Genomic DNA, 16321 nt, shown 5'->3' on the forward strand with positions numbered 1-16321 from the left:
ACCTGCGACCATTGCCGCTTTCCAGTCTTCTGTTAGACTGGAAAGTACAGTGCGTATATTCATTCTATTTCTATTTTTATTGTGTGTTTCCTGTACTAAACCTTTAGGCGATCAAAACCCGCTGGAGCAGCCTTCGACAGAAGCGCCCGGGGAATTCGATCTGGCCTCTCTTCAGCGTGTGGATCAAAAGCTTTTGGTCTCTTGGACAACTTCCAAGGGCGCTAATTCCTATGAAGTGAAATACGGGACCACGTCGAACACCTACACCAACAGCCTCACGGTTTCCAAGTCCCCTGCTATCATCGAAGGCTTGACGCCCAAGACCACCTACTACTTCCGAGTCAGTGCTACAAACTCTCTGGGCAGCGTGGATTCCTCTTCCGAAAAAAGTTTTCCGTTCATGGGAGCCCCCGGAGACTTTAACCTGCTTACGGCCGTCGCCGGTGACGGTCAGGTTCTGCTAAGCTGGGAAGCCAGCCCGGAGGCCTCCAGTTACACGGTTGCTTACGGCACCAGCCCCGGAAACTTCACCACTTCTGCAGGCACGGCCCTGACCACCAACAAACTGATTTCCTCTCTGAGCAACAACACCACCTACTACTTCTCTGTGACTGCCAAAAACTCCGTCGGCTCGACGTTGGCAACAAACTCTTTAAGCGCCACCCCCAGTCCGCCACCCAGCGCCCCACAAAATCTTGTGGCCACGCCCGGCACCGGAGAGTGCAACCTGACATGGCAAGCTCCGGCCACAGGCACCGCTCCTTTCTTGTACACCGTTCGCAGAACCACTGGGGGCAATCCAAGCGTTGTGGCCTGCTCTAACGTTCCGACTTTGACTTGTCTGGACACCGGTATTTCAAATGCAATCCACACTTACACCGTTGAAGCCACCAACACTTCAGGCACAAGTCCTTTGAGCAGCAGTGTGTCCTGCGCCGTCGGAACACCCGGCGATTTCCAACTGCTGACGGCAACCCCTGGCAACGGTCAGGTCACACTCACCTGGGAAAACAGCTCTTTGGCCACGGCTTACACGGTTAAATATGGCACCAGTCCGGGCAACTTCACCTCCACGGCCTCCACGAGTGCCAATTCACCTCATGTCGTCGGAGCTTTGACGAACACCGTGCCTTATTACTTCTCTGTGATTGCCACGAATGCGGTGGGAAGCAAAACAGCTTCCAACTCATTGAGCGCGACCCCGGACGTCCCCCCCTCAGTCCCTTTGAGTCCAACAGTGGTGGTGAACGAAATCGGCAAGTGCACACTGAACTGGATGCCTCCGGCCAGCGGGGCTCCGCCTATAACGTACACTGTTCGTCGCGTGGTCAACCCCACCACCAACGTTGTGATCTGCGAGAATATCTCTGCACGCACCTGTTCGGAAGAGGGTCTTTCCAGCTCCACTTACAACTACACCATCGAAGCCATCAATGCTGTTGGCACCGGACCGAAAACAAGTAATATCGCCTGCACACTCGGCGCCCCTAGTGCGCCGACCTCTGTCGCCGCTTCCGCCGGAAACAAAAAGGCCACACTGACCTGGTCAGGCGGCAGTGGCGCCTCTTCTTTCACCGTGAAATACGGGACCACGACAACACCCACGACCGTCGCCTCCACAACTGCAACGTCCCCCTTTGTGGTGGAAGGACTGACCAACGGAACGCTGTACTACTTCCGTGTCGAAGCGGTGAACGCCTATAGCAGCACCGCCGCGGCCAACGTCAGCACAACACCCACCAGCAATCAGCCCAACATCACCATGCAAGGTCCGGCACTGGCTGTGAATACGGCGGTGAACGCCGTGACTTTCGGTGATACATACACCAGAAAATTCACTATTGCCGATCCGGACCCCGAAGACACCATTGATTGCAGTGGCAACTCTGCCACCAGTTCCAACACCGGAGTCATTCCCAACAGCAGTCTGACACTGGGCGGTTCGGGGCTGAATTGCTCCATCGCAATCGCCTCCACTCCCGGAGTTTATGGACAAACTGGCATTTCACTGAACGCCACCGACGGTCAGGCCATCCGCACCGTGAACATCAGTCTCCAGGCCTTGCCGACGCCACGACGGATTTATTCGTGGCGCAAACATGGCAGCTATTCCGGCCCGGCACTGACAGTACGCCGTACTTCTGACAACAGCACCACTGACATTTATTTTGATACCAATGGAATGGTGGATTCTTACCTGACAACCTTTGCTGGTACGACCGGGCGCTTGGTCACCTGGTACGACCAGGGTGCAGAAGGCAAACACGCCTATCAGCCCGACCCAAACCGCCAGCCAACGGTCAGCTTGTCCGGGGGCATTTTGCGTATTACTGCAGATGGAATTGATGATGCCATGATCCTTCCCGATTTCCCGGCACTCACCGCCATGACCGCTTACACTCACTTCACCTTCACCGCACAAAGCACTGCGGCAGCTCTGCTTTCATTTGGCAAAAAAGATCCGTCGAACTTGGAAGGATTTGAAATCGGTCGCACGGCCGGAGGCGTATGGTCCGTGAAATCGGCGTCGACCTCTTCCACTTTGGAAACCACGACGGGCTCTGCCTTAAACACAAGTGTCTCGGGACAAGCCCTGATTCTGAACACAGTCGGTGCACCCAAAAGAGATCTGATCACCTCATCGACAACGACTCCGGCAAAGGTTTCTGGGTCCTTGACAGGATATGTACCCTCTACAAATACAGAGGCCTATCTATTCTCAGGTGGTTCAGCGGGAACAACCCTGCCGATCAAGGGTTCTCTCAAAGAGCTCCTGATCTTTGACCAAGAGCTCAGTGGCGCGGAAATCAAGGCACTGACTTCTCAGAACTAGTAAACCACCCGCGTGCGGATGGATCGAGACAACTTTTCGATCTCCGCCGCCAGTGTGTGTGCATGGGATGAATGCACGTCCATCACAAGATATCCGATCTTTTCATCTGTCGACAGGTACTGTCCTTCGATGTTGGCCCCCGCCTTAGAGATCAATCCGTTGATTTCCCCCAGGACCCCTGGCTCATTCTTATGCACATTCAAAATACGCGAAGTCCCCTGCTTTACTGGCAAATCCACATTCGGAAAATTCACAGCCCCCGGAGAAGACCCGACTTTCAAATAACGACGGAAGCTTTCCGCCACTTCCAAACCGATGGCGTACTGTGCCTCTTCCGTACTTCCCGCAATATGCGGAGTCAGTATCACGTTGGGCATTCCCTGTAATGGCGACTTGAATTTTTCCTTGTTAGAAGAAGGTTCTTCCGGGAACACATCAATCGCGCAGCCCGCAAGATGTTTGTCTTTAAGAGCCTTCACTAGATCGTCGATCACCACCACCGTTCCGCGGCTGGCATTAATCAGGAAGCTCCCCTTTTTCATCAGCGACAACTCGCGTGCGCCGATCATGTCCTTGGTTTCCGGAGTCTCCGGAACATGCAGGGTTACGAAATCAGAAGAGCGCAAAAGCTCATCCATTGAGGACATCATGGTGGCATTTCCCAGAGGAAGCTTTTTTAAAACATCATAGAACAAAACCTTTAGCCCCATGGCTTCGGCCAAAATGCTGACCTGACTTCCAATATGCCCGTAACCCACGATGCCCAGGGTTTTACCCCGCACTTCGTGAGACCCCACAGCCGACTTCACCCATTCACCCATGTGAGCCTGAGTATTGCGATCGCCCAGTTGACGGGACAAAGATATCATTTCGGCAATCACCAGTTCCGCCACAGATCGTGTGTTTGAATGAGGAGCATTGAAAACCGGCACACCCTTTTCACGCGCGGTCAGAAGATCCACCTGGTTTGTGCCAATACAGAAACAACCAATCGTCACCAGATGTTTGTTCGCCTCAAGGACTTTGGCCGTCAACTCTGTCTTGGATCGGATGCCCACAACTTCGTAGTTGGGAAGCAACTGCATCAGCTCTTCCTCAGAAGGCGAATGCGTGATCAGGTCGACCTTGTAACCTTCCTCTTCAAGTCTTTGTTTCGCCACCGCATGAATATTTTCAACCAACAAAATTCTTTGAGCGCTCATCGGGCCTCCGTACCAATGATGCTACTCCCATTCACGATCTTCGTCACTATTCGCAGTGACGAGGCGTGCTAATGATGGCCAAATTAGACGTCTCGGGTATGCTGGAGTCTATGACATCAAATCGAGTATTTTCTCTACTTATCGTGGATGACGATCCATTGATTCATCAGTCCCTGAAGCTGGCCCTTCCGAATCACTGGAAGGTGTTTTCGGCCCAGACTTTAGAGGCCATTCAATACGAACGTTTCTATCATGCTGCCTTTGTGGATATGCATCTGGAACCAGGCTCTACCAAAGCCGTGGGACCGTCGGTGATTGAAAAACTGGTAAAGCACAACAACCAACTGGAAGTTGTGGCTATGTCAGGTGACCTCAGCCGACCGCTGATGGAAAGCTGTCTTAAAGCCGGCGCCCAGCGCTTTCTGGCCAAGCCCCTGATGCCGGAAGAAATTCTTCTGGTACTGGAAAAAATCGAAGCCCTCTGGGACTTGCGCAGTGTGGACCCGGCAGCCAACCGCAAAAGCACACGCTGGGTAGGAACATCTGCGGCCTCATTGAAAATAAAAAAGCGCATTGCAGATCTTCGTGGCGAAACCAGTCCGGTTCTGATCGAAGGTGAAACCGGGTGTGGAAAGGAAGTTGTTTCTAGACTTCTGCACGAACAAGAGGGCGATCGCCCTTTCATCGCAGTTAACGTCGCCAGCATTCCGGAAAATTTATTTGAATCTGAAATGTTTGGCCATATGAAGGGGGCCTTCACGGGAGCGGATCAAAACAAGATCGGCCTGACCGAAGCCGCCCACGGTGGAGATTTGTTTTTGGATGAAATCGAAGCCCTGCCACTGACCCAGCAGGCAAAACTTCTGCGCTTTCTGGAAACCGGTGAAGTTCGTCGAGTCGGAGCCAAAGAAAGCACGCAAGTTAAAACCCGCGTGATTGTTGCCAGCAACAAGTCCCTTGAAAAAATGGTCGCTGCCGGAGAATTCCGCGAAGACCTTTTGTACCGCCTGGCCTCTCAGCGTATCGAACTGCCACCATTGCGTGAACGCCTGGAAGACATCACTGAGCTTGCAAAACACTTCCTGGATGCAGAACGCCCGCGCCGTAACAAGTCCTTCACTGACGACGGCATTGAGGCCCTAAAAAAATATAACTGGCCCGGAAACGTGCGCGAACTTAAACGCGTGTGCGAACAACTGAGTCTGACGTCCCCCCTGCCCTTCATTCGTGCCGAAGATGTCACGGCATGGCTGAAGCCTGCGGCTACTCCGGTGGGAGCACCATCTTATACTGTGATTGATTTCAATAAGGGCCTCAACACCCTGGTTGAAGAATTTGAAGCGCATGTGATTCGCACTTGCATCAAGCAAACCAGCGACATCGAAGACGCCGCGCGAGTTTTGAAAGTCTCTCGCTCAAATCTATACAAAAAAATCAAAGACTACAAAATTGAAGAGGAACCTTCTTAATGGATTTTTTTGATCTTGATCTTCCCATCCGCATCGCCATGCCGACGGCCTGGGAAAGCCACATCTATCGTCAGACCGTACTGATTGTCCTGTCCATCATCTTTGCCTCGGCCTTTATCATTTTCTGGTTCCGTAAAAAGAATTATTACTTCGTTCAATCCTGGGCCAGCATCAAATCCTGGCTGATCGCAGCCCCGCTGATGTTCCTGGCGATGGGGATGCCCGAGCCCTGGCCGCTGGTGGCTCTGACCGCACTGGCTATCTTAGGCGCAAAGATCTTCTTCCAAATCATGGGGATGTTCCATCGCAGTTACTTTGTTTTGATTTGTTATGCGGGGATTATCGGCCTGGGGGTCTGTGCCTGGTATGACCGCTTGGATATTTACAATGCCATGCCAATGATGGTTCTGGGTGTGACCTGCCTGGTGCCTTTGGTGCGCAACTCGTACAAACGTATGATTCAATACATCTCGTTGACCTTGCTGGCCTTTATCTTCCTTGGCTGGTCGTTTATGCACCTGGGACTGATCATGAAGTTCCCGAACGGGGTCTTCCAGGTGATGTACCTGATCATCCTGACAGAGTTCTGCGATAACACCAACTTGGCGGTCAGCCGTTACATTGGTGGCTGGAAGCTGTTCCCGGGTATCAATCCCCGCCGTACCGTGGGCAGTACCGTGGTGTCCATGCTTTTGACTTTGTTCCTGGCAGGTTCCATGCGCTTCCTTTTGCCGGATGGGTCTGACAAGTACTGGCTGGCTTCCGGTCTTGTGGCCTCCATGGGCGGCTTTATCGGGGATCTGGTGATGACGGTGGTTCGCCGTGATGCCGGCATGAAAACCGTGGGCCCGTTCATCATCGGCCGCGGGGACTTCCTGCACCGTATGGACCGCTTGATCTTTGTTGCTCCTATTTACTATTACGTCATGACGGTCATTTTATGAAGGATTGGAACTACGAAAACGAACAGTGGACCAAGCTTCCCACTTACCTGAAGCACTTGCCGCTTTTCACCCGCCACATTGATCTTTTCAGTGTGTGCATGCGTTTTTTGTGGTCGCTGATCCTTAAAAATATTCTGTACAAGTTTTACATCCGACTGGAAGTCAAAGGCACCCCCTTTTCCGAAATCTATAAAACACAGCCGAAGCTGATCATCATCAGCAACCACGCCAGTCACCTGGATGCGGTGTCCATTGCCGCCTCCATCCCACGCCGTTACTGGCTGAATCTTTACATCGCTGCCGCGAAGGATTACTTCTTCAGCAATCCGCTGTTTATGTTTTTCTCTCAACACTGCCTGGGTGCCATTCCGATTGACCGCAAGGACCGTAAGGGCGAAGCCATCAATCTGATTTTGAAGCTTCTGACCGAGCTTCCACGCATGTGGCTGATCATTTTCCCAGAAGGCACCCGCTCCAAAGACGGGAAAATTCAGGAATTCAAACGGGGCGTTTCGATCTTTTCAGAGCGCACTCAGACACCTTTGTTGTTCACCTATTTGGATGGCGTGATGGAACTTTGGCCCAAGGGTCAAAGCATGCCTCGCCCTGGAAAACTAACCCTGCACGTCGGTCCAGTTCATCCACCGGGTCCGATTCAAGAGGTGTATGCTGCTTATAAGAGCTGGGTTATGACCATCAACCCGGATGCCTTCCCGGCTGCTACGGAGGAAAAACCTCATGAATAATGAACTGCAAATCGAAAACAAACACTTAAAGATCGGACCTTATGAGGTCTGCCCCATCCCAACAGGACTGTTTGGACTGGATGGCGGCGCGATGTTTGGCACCGTCCCGAAAGTTCTGTGGGAGCGCAGCAATCCACCTGATGAAAAAAATCGAATCTCGATGGAGGCCCGTGGTCTGCTGTTAAAGTCCCCGGGTTGCAATATTCTGATCGACACCGGCAACGGTGGCGACTTCATTGCCAAATACGGTGAAAAGCTGGGTGGCAAGTTTGCTGAACTGTTCAACATTCACAGCGACGGCCCGTCCCTGCTCAACTCCCTGAAGCATCATCACGTAAAACCTGAAGATATCCATCATGTGATTTTGACTCATCTGCATTTCGACCACGCCGGCGGTGGCACCACAGAAAAAGATGGCAAGCTGGTTCCGACATTCCCGAACGCAAAGTACTGGATCCAAAAAGCGAACCTTGAAACCGCCTCCAACCCCAACTTGCGCGAAAAAGCCAGCTACTATCCTGCGAACTTCCAGCCACTGATTGATGCGGGCGTTGTGAATATCATGAATGGCGCTCAGGAAAACTTCCTGCCCGGCATTTCTGCCATCATCAGCAACGGGCACACCCAAGGTCAGCAGGTTATCAAAGTCACCGACGGCAGCACCACGTTGTTGTATTGCGGGGACATGGTTCCCACCAGCACGCACGTGAAACTGCCTTGGGTGATGGGTTACGACCTGCATCCGCTGACGCTGATCGAGGAAAAAACCAAGTATCTTAGTGAAGCAGCAGATCATTCATGGTATCTTTTCTTTGAGCACGATCCTTACTGTGATGCGGCTCTGATTGAACGCAGCGGGAACGATTTCGCCGTTCAAAAAAGATTCTGGCTGTAGCGCACTCACGCGCCGAATGTGCAGCGGGCGGGGCTCGCGGAACTGGATTGCATTTTGCTAAAAAGACTGTGGAGCGTACTTAAAGACACCCTTCAACAAATGCGCGATGGTGAATTGCAACTGGTCGCCGCATCCTTGTCTTTTTCCACTGCTCTGGCTCTGGTTCCTTTTATCGCCGTTGTTCTGGCAACTTTTCAATCCATTGGGGGCCTGGAGGCTCTTTATCCCAAAGTCGAAGCCCTGCTTCTTTCAAATATGAAGGAAGCCGCAGGCAGTGGCTTTACCAAAATGATGAAGATCGTCCTAAAGAACGTCAACGCCGGTAAACTGGGGACCGCCGGTGCGGTTTTCCTGTTCATCACGTCGATCCGTCTGATGCACGACATGGAAGTCGGCATTCACCGCGTCTGGAATCAGCGCAACACCAGACCGTTTTACAAGCGCCTGATCTATCACTGGGCTCTAGTGCTGGCGATCCCGGTTTTTCTGGCGATCTATGTGGGCTTTACTTCACTGGAACAGTTTGAATTCGTTCACCGCGTGATCCCGGCCTCGGTTTCAAACTCGCTGGTTCTGGTCGGCACCTTGTTTTTGGTCTATAAGATGGTTCCTGACGTGCAAGTGCGAACGCGAGCCGCTGTCATTAGTTCGGTACTGGCTTCGATCAGCCTTTTCCTGGTTCACAAAGGCTACGTTCTATTGGCCAAGAAATTCTTTGCCTATAATAAACTTTACGGCTCTTTCGCGGCCCTGCCCCTGTTGCTTCTATGGATTCTGACACTGTGGTATGTAATCCTGGGAGGCGTCGCCCTGTGTGCGAGCCTGCAAAAACGACACATTGCATAGTTCGCGACAATTCGACCCCAAAGCCCCGATAAGACGATAAACTATTAATTTTATTGATTAATTAAAGAAAGTGGTGATTCCGGTACGACTCGAACGTACGACCCTCTCCTTAGAAGGGAGATGCTCTATCCAGCTGAGCTACGGAACCACGGTATCACGCTGAGTGAATCTTTCTTATAGGGGCAGAAGTCCCCGATTTCAAGAATTTATTTGGTTCCTAGGCTCATTTACCGAACAACTCGAAGGCTGATTTCAAATCTATTCAATTTTAAGGCACCTAAAAAGTGGGCGCTTTTATGCACCGAACCGACTTAAAGGCGGACCTCTATAAAGAGATCTGCCCTTTTTCAAACATCTGAACACCTTTCATGATCTGCTTCATTTGATCACTAAAGACTGTCGAGGGCTTGTCCTGAACATCCACAGTCTTACAGGATTTGATTCCCAGAGCGGACTTGAAGGAACTGCATTTCACGATGGTATAACATTGCGAAGCTGAGCAAGATACCGGGGTCCCGGCGTAGAAGTTCAACTTCGGGTTCGATTCAAAAGATTTGCTATCGATCGCTTTGCTACAAGCTGCGAATAGCGAACCGCTTTTATCCGAAGGACACATCCAGTCTTTGACGACAGCCATGAACTCTGCGCGCGAAGACCGCATCGACAGCGGTGTCACCGAAGGCATCAGCAGCGCATAATGAATCATCGCCTGAGGCAAGTCCGCCTCGCTCTTGGCAAAACCTTTATAGAAACCCAGGCCCTTATCAAATCGGCCCATCATCCCTGAATAGTTATTGTTCACAGGCTTTAAACGCAGACAATCGTGGGATCCGCAGCGCATGCTCTGACGAAGAATGCGAGTCGTGTTACCAACTCGGGAAAGATGTTCCGGATATCTGCCGGCATCATGATAGTACCATTGACCATCAGACATCGGCTCTTGAAAGTCATCCGCCGTGAAGGTGCCAAAGGCCGGGCGCCCCCACAGCTTCGCTGCCGCCGGAGCCAGGAACCACCCCGAGTTGCAGGAATGGAAAATCACAACCGCATTGCGCGCCAAAAAACTTCCCATCTGAAAAAACTCTGCATCCGTGTGAGCCAACCGCTTGGTTCTCTTATGCAACACAATCCCCGTATGAGGGTTTGAGTGAACAAAGAACTGAAGCGATGTCAGCAATGAACGGGGAAACTTCAATGCGCTTAGGATCTGGGATTTATCCAGCCTGGAGGAATCTGCGATGTGGAGCTTAAAACCCGCATTAGCCAAAAGTTGCTGATCGGAATACAAGTCATTGACTGCACTGATGATAATTCTTTGACGCTGAGGAAAGCGATCGCGTGATACCTTCGCCGCCAGAATAGCCGATTTTAAAAACAAATTTCCATGATCATCTCCATCTCCCGCAACAAACACATCCGTGGGGACGCCCGACCGAAGCTGACCGGGATCTGTCGCCAGAAAGATGGCCAAACTGTCCTGCGCCCAGATAAAAACCGCGAAAAAAGTAAGAACAAAGTATTTCATAATCTTCTTCCTGCTAAAAATGAAGTGGACGCTGTTTACCCGAACGGAAGAGGTAACGAAAGCTCTCCTTTTAAAATTTGCAGAAAATTAACAGTAAAATCAGCCCTCTGTTGTCTCTTAAAATTCAGCGAACATCAGCAGCGTCTACATTCGTGTTGAAATGATCTTCTTGAACCAAAAAAAAGACGTGACCAGGTTGCTCCAAGATTTCACTATGAAAGAATGACACATCATCAGGACATTCAGGATATCAATGCCGAGCGATCTGTAAAAACCGGAGCCTCCGGGATGCTTGAAAGCTTTCTTCGCAAGTTTCGTCAGATAGCATACCTGGTTGCCATCATTCCAGTTCTTCTGGCCTATGTAATTTGTCTGGGGGTTTCGCTGGCTCCGGGGATTTATCTCTTCCGCTGGGTGTCTGCGAACTGCACCGCTCTGCCGGATCTGCTGCAGGCGCTGTGTCTGGGGCTCTCCTTGGCAGGAGGTTTCGTTGCCTTCATTTTTGTTCTGATTGTTGTCGTGCCCGTTTTGAATGCGCCCGCCTTGCCATTTATCAAACCTTATCGTGGTCCCTGGTTTTCTTTGGAATCCATCCCCTGGTTTTATCACAATGCCTTGACCTATCTGGTGCGCTACACAGTCTTGGACTTTATCACACCGACACCGTTGAATATCTTCTTCTTCCGCGCCATGGGCATGAAGATTGGCAAAGCCTGTATGATCAATTCCTCCAACATCTCGGATCCGGCCCTTATCAGGTTGGGTGACTATGTCACTATCGGGGGATCTGCATATTTGATGGCCCACTACGGAATGAAAGGTTATCTTATCATTGACCACTTAAAAATTGGCTCGGGCGCCACCATAGGACTTGCAGCAAAAGTTCTGGGCGGAGTCGAAATAGGTCGCCGTGCCACCGTCGGACCGAATGCCACGGTCCTGCCCAAAACTGTGATCAAGGAAATGGAAAAGTTCGGCGTTCCTGAAAAACCGGAGGCTCTATGAGAAGGCAGATTTTAATCATTCTCTTAACGACACTGATCGCATCCATTTCTTGCAGCAAGGACAAAGACGTGCAGACTAAACCCCTGGAATCTCAACTGTTGGAAGCCACAAAGAAGAACAATGCCGAAATGGTCCGCGCCCTTCTGAAACAAAAAAATAAAATTGACGAAAAAGATTCTCAAGGCCGAACGGCGTTGTTGATTGCCACCCGCAATAACGATGTCGAAATCGCCAAGCTTCTGATTGAAGCTGGTGCTGATGTGAACATTCAAGATCAAATTCAGGACAGTCCGCTGCTTTATGCGGGGGCAGAAGGCCGATTGGAAATACTGAAGATGATTCTGAAGTCCAAACCTAACTTCAAAATATACAATCGTTTCGGAGGCACTGCTTTAATTCCAGCCGCGGAAAAAGGTCATGTCGAGGTTGTGAAGGAACTCGTCAAGACACCCATTGATATAAATCATGTCAACAACCTGGGCTGGACAGCTTTGATGGAGGCCGTTGTCTTAAGTGACGGCGGCCCTGTTCATCAACAAATCATTCAGATTCTGGTCGATGCGGGCGCCAATGTGAACATCCCGGATCGGGATAAGGTAACGGCCCTGGCCCACGCCAAGAAAAAGGGCTTTAAAGAGATCGTGGCGATTCTGGAAAAAGCCGGAGCACGATAGGGACTATCTTTTCTCGTGATAGATCCGCTCAGCAAAGCGGATGGCTGACAAGTTTTCCTCGTTTTCCATTCCGGCGCTCGGTGGCGCTAACAAGAAGGTGTGCATCAGACAACGAGGCGCCCAAACCTGGACATGATTATAGGGTTTAGCGACTTCAACAATGCCACCTTCTGAAAGCACACGTCTTTCATGTTCTTGCGGAGAGATCTCACCAAATACCACGGCCATGACAACATCCTTGGTGGCCTGCAGAAGACCGACCTTCCAGTCCCGCAGTTGCGCAAAGACCGGACCGAAGTACGGAGCCACGAAGCCACTGTGCTCTGGATAGATCAACCCGACCGCCGCAAAGGCCTGTTTGAAATCTGCACGCATTTGAGAAGAAAACTTATCAAAGAACTTATCCCCAAAATGCAGTCCCGGACTGTCGGCCAAAAGAGTTTTCTGTGTCGCCCTCGGGAAAGCGTCTGAGATCGTGTGGGAATGAACCAAAGCGCCAATGGCACCTGCAGAAGCACCCCACAAGGTCACGTCATCAAAATTATCAAAGTTTAAAATCTTTCGATCACGGAGATAGTTTAAAGATTTAAGGATGTTTGTGTAACCGACATGCCAGGTTTGGCGCGCAGAGTACTCCGTGTAGCGCGCCACATGACGGCCTGAAAAAACATCCCCCGTGCAATAGGGAAAATAAAGCGCCGTATGATCTGTCCAGGGATGGGATGCCGACTCGGCCGTTAAATAGCTAAAAGCCGGAACTGCCGGAATTTTATAGATCCAAGTTTTTCGATCCAGACCGTGACAGGTGGACTCCGACCAGCAGGCTCCTCCGCCCATGAACTCAATTAAGATTTTATCCTTACGACGCTGGTCCAGAAAGACCGAGTACTGACTGCCGTCCCCACAATAAGCGCCAGGGATCTGAATTCTTTCCCAGGAGCGGGCCCACACTTGAGTGGAAATCAAAAAAGACAACAGAACGACAACGGTCTTCATAGAAAAACTCCTACATTACAATGCTAAGAGTTTGCCAATGCCCGATAAATTAAAATCTCAAGAAAGACCTCAATACACGCCCTTGGTTTCGTGTTTTATTGAAAAAATCGATCACTCCTCCAGACTCCCAGGGCCTTTTACTAAGGACTCTTTTCCATTTTCCAAAGTCCGTCGCACGGCCTGACAAAGTGCCCGGATCGCATAGGCTTTGAAATCCTCGGCCGGATCGCAGGCATCTTCAAAGACCACTTCGATACTTTCCAGATAATTGCAAATCTCCTCCGCCGAAGGGGCTTCTGCAGACCGCGACAAGATCGTGTCTGAGATAGACAGTGCATGCCACCAGCGCTCCCAATTTTCAACCGGGCTTGATTCCTCTACCTGTATTACCTTCTTCATTCTTCTGTTTTCTTTCTAAGAAATCCAACGGACAAAGCCTTACGGCTGTGGCCATCTGCTTTCAAACCTATTCTATTGTCTATTCTGTTGAAGATAGGACGACGAAGGGAAAGACCTCTAAGACTTAAGGTCCTTCCAACAAACTACTCTGAGACTGAATAAAAGGAATAAATCGACATCTGCTCACTATAGCACATAAGACAAAACAAGTCCACCCTTCAGGACTTTACAGACTAAGGCTTCACTGGCGAAGGAACATTCACCAAACGCCCTGCTCCGAGCTGATTCAGACGATCAGAGCCCCAACAGTGCAAAGCTCCCGCCAACGTGATGCCGCAACTATGATATCGCCCGACTGCCACAGCCTTGTATTTATCCAAAGAAGAAATCGGTACTGCTGAAGCTTGTACAACCTGCAGACCATTCCCCAACTGCCCGTCAGAACCGCTGCCCCAACAACGAATATCCTGCGTACTGGTCAGTACACATTTGTGAGCAAACCCCACGTCCAAGGCCTGATGCACAAATCCAGGATCCGCAGGCTGAGCTGTAAAGCTGGTCGGATAGGTTCCTGACGACCAGCAGTTGAAAACCCCGGCCTGGGTTTTGGCGCAGAAGTTATTCCCGCTGCGGCTGAGTGATTCGTAAACCGTTCCCGCGTCAACATTCTCTGGCACAAAATGCCCGGCACCACCCCAGCACATCAAAGCTCCCGCTCCGGTCAAGGCACAAGTGGCCTTGTTTCCGGCGACGGCAATGTCTTTAAAGCTTTCTACTGAATCCACAAATTGAGGTTTGCTGGCGGTGTCCGTGGTGCCATTCCCCAGTTGGCCGACATCATTAAGTCCCCAACACATGATCTTATTCTGATCCGTCAATGCACAAGAGTGGTCGCCTCCGGCTGAAACCTTGAGGAACTTCTCTGAACTGTCCACAACTTTGGGAACCGCGCGCTGAGTGGTAATACCATCGCCCAGACGGTGATTGATCCCATTTGCGCCCCAGCATTTTAAAACTCCATCGACCGTAATCCCACATGTATGATAGTTCCCGGGCGAAACGGCTTTGTATTTGACTCCACGGTCCACTTCCACTGGGAACGGCTTAGTGATCGTTGATTTATCACCCACCTGGCCATTGCCGTTGTTCCCCCAGCACTTCAGCACACCCGCCGTTGTAATACCGCAGACATGATAAAGGATCCCGGCATCCATCAACTGATATTGTTCCCCATTGTCGACGACAATAGGGACAGGTCGGACAGAGGCCATGCCGTCACCATTCTGCCCACTTCCATTTTCGCCCCAACAGAACATCACACCCGAAGTTTGAATTCCGCAGGTTCCGACAATTCCAGTGGCAACTGTCAAATAGCTTGCATCAGACACCTGCGTCGGCACGAGGGCTTTACCCGTTGAGTTTAAACCCAACTCCCCGTAATCACCACCACCCCAGCATTTAAGATGCTTGTCGTTCTTGGTAATGGCACAAGTATGCCCTCCACCCGTGCTTACTGATGAATAGGTCACCGCTGAATCAATCGCTGTCACAGGGTTGTTCCCCGTGCCAACTCCGTCACCCACCTGACCTGAAGCATTGTTACCCCAACACTTGAGCTTATCGTCCATTGTGATGGCGCAGGTGTGACTGGTCCCTGCGGAAACCTGACGGTATTCAACCCCGGCATCCACTGTCGTGATTGCCACCGGCGAACCGCCCGTTCCCAACGCCTGCAAAGAACTGTTGGTCCCCCAGCATTTCAATTCATTGTCAGTGGTAATTCCGCAGCTGTGATAGGCACCGGCAGTGACATCTTTATAAAAAACTCCAGGGTCCAGTTCCGTTGGATCAAATGTGGTACTCGAAGGACTGGTGCTCCCCGTTCCCATTTGCGCATAATCATTCTTACCCCAGCACTTCAGAACACCACCATCTGTGATCCCACAGGCATGGTTGGTTCCTCGGGCCACCTTTTTGTACGTCACTGCCGCATCCACTTCGGCCATGGCAGCCCCGCCGCCCCAGCATTTGACTATCCCGGCCGTCGTGATCGCACAACCAGACGTCATCCCCAACTCGACGTCTTTGTAAAGAACACCACCGTCCACAACCACGGGACTAATCTGTCCAGGCCCCGGTGCTCCCAACTGCAAGGCTGAATTCTGCCCCCAGCATTTCAGGACTCCGCCCGTAGAAATACCGCAGGAAAAATCACTGCCCCTGCTGACTTTTATAAATGTTTTATCCTCGGCAGGATCAAGAACAAACCGACGCATCACCTGCTGCTTAAAGTAGGACGGATAGCCAATGACCTCTTTTAAAGCAACCTGCAAAGTTTTCGAACCCGAAGACGATCCAAAATAATCATAGGTTATTTTTCCCTCGGTTTGTCCCGCGGGAATCATCACCACTCCATCTTGAAGATTATGGTTCACCGATTGTTGAGCCGTGCTAAGTTCCGGAATCAAGGTGTATCGAACATAGATATTCGTCGGACTGGCTTCCGCCATGGTCACGACTATTTCCTGCTTGCTGGTCTGTCCAGTTTTCACCTGCACATCAGATGACTTTAAAAAAGAGATCTCAGCGGGAGGATAGTCCGCATAAAAGCTTTCTTCCTTTGAAAGTGTCGGCGGAAGCTGACTAAGATCCTCGAAAGAGGCATCCAGAGAACATGCTCCCAGGCCAGCAACCAAACTTAGGTAAAGCATAATACGAAGAAACGTTCTCATGTTTTATTGATCGGCGGAGATTAACTTCGACCTAAGGAATGCTCATAATTAACTG

The 16321-nt window shown here is 50.9% G+C and carries 13 protein-coding genes and 1 tRNA gene; 8 read left to right on the plus strand and 6 right to left on the minus strand.

The window, feature by feature from the left end; all coding sequences use genetic code 11:
- The first annotated feature begins 49 nt into the window (after positions 1-49).
- Complete coding sequence (locus ACZ5ZZ_RS12890; RefSeq protein ID WP_464139780.1) at positions 50-2833, plus strand: fibronectin type III domain-containing protein; 2784 nt, start codon at positions 50-52, stop codon at positions 2831-2833.
- On the opposite strand, the gene serA is transcribed toward ACZ5ZZ_RS12890, so the two are convergent.
- Entirely contained in the window at positions 2830-4035 is a 1206-nt protein-coding gene (gene serA / locus ACZ5ZZ_RS12895; protein ID WP_464131624.1) for a phosphoglycerate dehydrogenase, read from the minus strand. The two genes, ACZ5ZZ_RS12890 and serA, sit on opposite strands and share 4 nt — an antisense overlap.
- 71 nt (positions 4036-4106) lie before the next feature.
- Here serA and ACZ5ZZ_RS12900 point away from each other — a divergent pair, with 71 nt between their 5' ends.
- From ACZ5ZZ_RS12900 to ACZ5ZZ_RS12920, 5 genes are read left to right on the plus strand one after another with little or no spacing between them, the layout of a single operon-like run.
- Positions 4107-5504, plus strand: coding sequence for a sigma-54-dependent transcriptional regulator (locus ACZ5ZZ_RS12900; protein WP_464139782.1), 1398 nt, complete (start codon positions 4107-4109; stop codon positions 5502-5504).
- The gene (locus ACZ5ZZ_RS12905) at positions 5504-6448 is read left to right on the plus strand and encodes a phosphatidate cytidylyltransferase (RefSeq protein ID WP_464120302.1); all 945 of its coding nucleotides are present in this window, start codon (positions 5504-5506) and stop codon (positions 6446-6448) included. Before ACZ5ZZ_RS12900 ends, ACZ5ZZ_RS12905 begins: the two co-directional genes overlap by 1 nt.
- On the plus strand, positions 6445-7194 hold the full coding sequence (locus tag ACZ5ZZ_RS12910) for a lysophospholipid acyltransferase family protein (RefSeq protein WP_464120301.1): 750 nt from the start codon (positions 6445-6447) through the stop codon (positions 7192-7194). The genes ACZ5ZZ_RS12905 and ACZ5ZZ_RS12910 overlap by 4 nt, the downstream gene beginning before the upstream one ends.
- Positions 7187-8089, plus strand: a complete 903-nt coding sequence (locus ACZ5ZZ_RS12915; protein ID WP_464120300.1) for an MBL fold metallo-hydrolase — start codon at positions 7187-7189, stop codon at positions 8087-8089. Before ACZ5ZZ_RS12910 ends, ACZ5ZZ_RS12915 begins: the two co-directional genes overlap by 8 nt.
- Before the next feature lie 54 nt (positions 8090-8143).
- The gene (locus ACZ5ZZ_RS12920; protein WP_464120299.1) at positions 8144-8935 is read left to right on the plus strand and encodes a YihY/virulence factor BrkB family protein; all 792 of its coding nucleotides are present in this window, start codon (positions 8144-8146) and stop codon (positions 8933-8935) included.
- A 71-nt stretch (positions 8936-9006) separates the two neighbouring features.
- On the opposite strand, the gene ACZ5ZZ_RS12925 is transcribed toward ACZ5ZZ_RS12920, so the two are convergent.
- Both ACZ5ZZ_RS12925 and ACZ5ZZ_RS12930 read right to left on the minus strand, forming a co-directional pair.
- Positions 9007-9083 (minus strand) — tRNA-Arg (locus ACZ5ZZ_RS12925).
- A 177-nt stretch (positions 9084-9260) separates the two neighbouring features.
- Complete coding sequence (locus tag ACZ5ZZ_RS12930; RefSeq protein ID WP_464139784.1) at positions 9261-10460, minus strand: hypothetical protein; 1200 nt, start codon at positions 10458-10460, stop codon at positions 9261-9263.
- A gap of 222 nt (positions 10461-10682) precedes the next feature.
- On the opposite strand from ACZ5ZZ_RS12930, the gene ACZ5ZZ_RS12935 reads away from it, so the two are divergent.
- Both ACZ5ZZ_RS12935 and ACZ5ZZ_RS12940 read left to right on the plus strand, forming a co-directional pair.
- Positions 10683-11465, plus strand: a complete 783-nt coding sequence (locus tag ACZ5ZZ_RS12935) for a hypothetical protein (protein ID WP_464139786.1) — start codon at positions 10683-10685, stop codon at positions 11463-11465.
- Positions 11462-12139, plus strand: a complete 678-nt coding sequence (locus ACZ5ZZ_RS12940; RefSeq protein WP_464139789.1) for an ankyrin repeat domain-containing protein — start codon at positions 11462-11464, stop codon at positions 12137-12139. The genes ACZ5ZZ_RS12935 and ACZ5ZZ_RS12940 overlap by 4 nt, the downstream gene beginning before the upstream one ends.
- Before the next feature lie 3 nt (positions 12140-12142).
- Here ACZ5ZZ_RS12940 and ACZ5ZZ_RS12945 read toward each other — a convergent pair whose 3' ends face one another.
- The 3 genes from ACZ5ZZ_RS12945 to ACZ5ZZ_RS12955 all read right to left on the minus strand — a co-directional run bounded on the left by ACZ5ZZ_RS12945 (position 12143) and on the right by ACZ5ZZ_RS12955 (position 16266).
- A complete protein-coding gene (locus ACZ5ZZ_RS12945) occupies positions 12143-13135 on the minus strand; it encodes a pectin acetylesterase-family hydrolase (protein WP_464139791.1) in 993 nt (330 codons plus the stop codon).
- A gap of 111 nt (positions 13136-13246) precedes the next feature.
- Positions 13247-13534: a hypothetical protein gene (locus ACZ5ZZ_RS12950; protein WP_464120281.1), complete on the minus strand. Its 288-nt coding sequence runs from the start codon at positions 13532-13534 to the stop codon at positions 13247-13249.
- 233 nt (positions 13535-13767) lie between these two features.
- On the minus strand, positions 13768-16266 hold the full coding sequence (locus ACZ5ZZ_RS12955) for an RCC1 domain-containing protein (RefSeq protein ID WP_464139793.1): 2499 nt from the start codon (positions 16264-16266) through the stop codon (positions 13768-13770).
- Positions 16267-16321 lie beyond the last annotated feature (55 nt).

The organism is Bdellovibrio sp. HM001, assembly GCF_055397275.1.

Bases quoted from the DNA above. Each gene is read 5' to 3' on its own strand.
- ACZ5ZZ_RS12930 (WP_464139784.1), bottom strand. From the start codon at position 10,460: ATGAAATACTTTGTTCTTACTTTTTTCGCGGTTTTTATCTGGGCGCAG.
- ACZ5ZZ_RS12915 (WP_464120300.1), top strand. From the start codon at position 7,187: ATGAATAATGAACTGCAAATCGAAAACAAACACTTAAAGATCGGACCT.
- ACZ5ZZ_RS12940 (WP_464139789.1), top strand. From the start codon at position 11,462: ATGAGAAGGCAGATTTTAATCATTCTCTTAACGACACTGATCGCATCC.
- ACZ5ZZ_RS12910 (WP_464120301.1), top strand. From the start codon at position 6,445: ATGAAGGATTGGAACTACGAAAACGAACAGTGGACCAAGCTTCCCACT.
- serA (WP_464131624.1), bottom strand. From the start codon at position 4,035: ATGAGCGCTCAAAGAATTTTGTTGGTTGAAAATATTCATGCGGTGGCG.
- ACZ5ZZ_RS12905 (WP_464120302.1), top strand. From the start codon at position 5,504: ATGGATTTTTTTGATCTTGATCTTCCCATCCGCATCGCCATGCCGACG.
- ACZ5ZZ_RS12900 (WP_464139782.1), top strand. From the start codon at position 4,107: ATGATGGCCAAATTAGACGTCTCGGGTATGCTGGAGTCTATGACATCA.
- ACZ5ZZ_RS12945 (WP_464139791.1), bottom strand. From the start codon at position 13,135: ATGAAGACCGTTGTCGTTCTGTTGTCTTTTTTGATTTCCACTCAAGTG.
- ACZ5ZZ_RS12950 (WP_464120281.1), bottom strand. From the start codon at position 13,534: ATGAAGAAGGTAATACAGGTAGAGGAATCAAGCCCGGTTGAAAATTGG.
- ACZ5ZZ_RS12955 (WP_464139793.1), bottom strand. From the start codon at position 16,266: ATGAGAACGTTTCTTCGTATTATGCTTTACCTAAGTTTGGTTGCTGGC.
- ACZ5ZZ_RS12935 (WP_464139786.1), top strand. From the start codon at position 10,683: ATGACACATCATCAGGACATTCAGGATATCAATGCCGAGCGATCTGTA.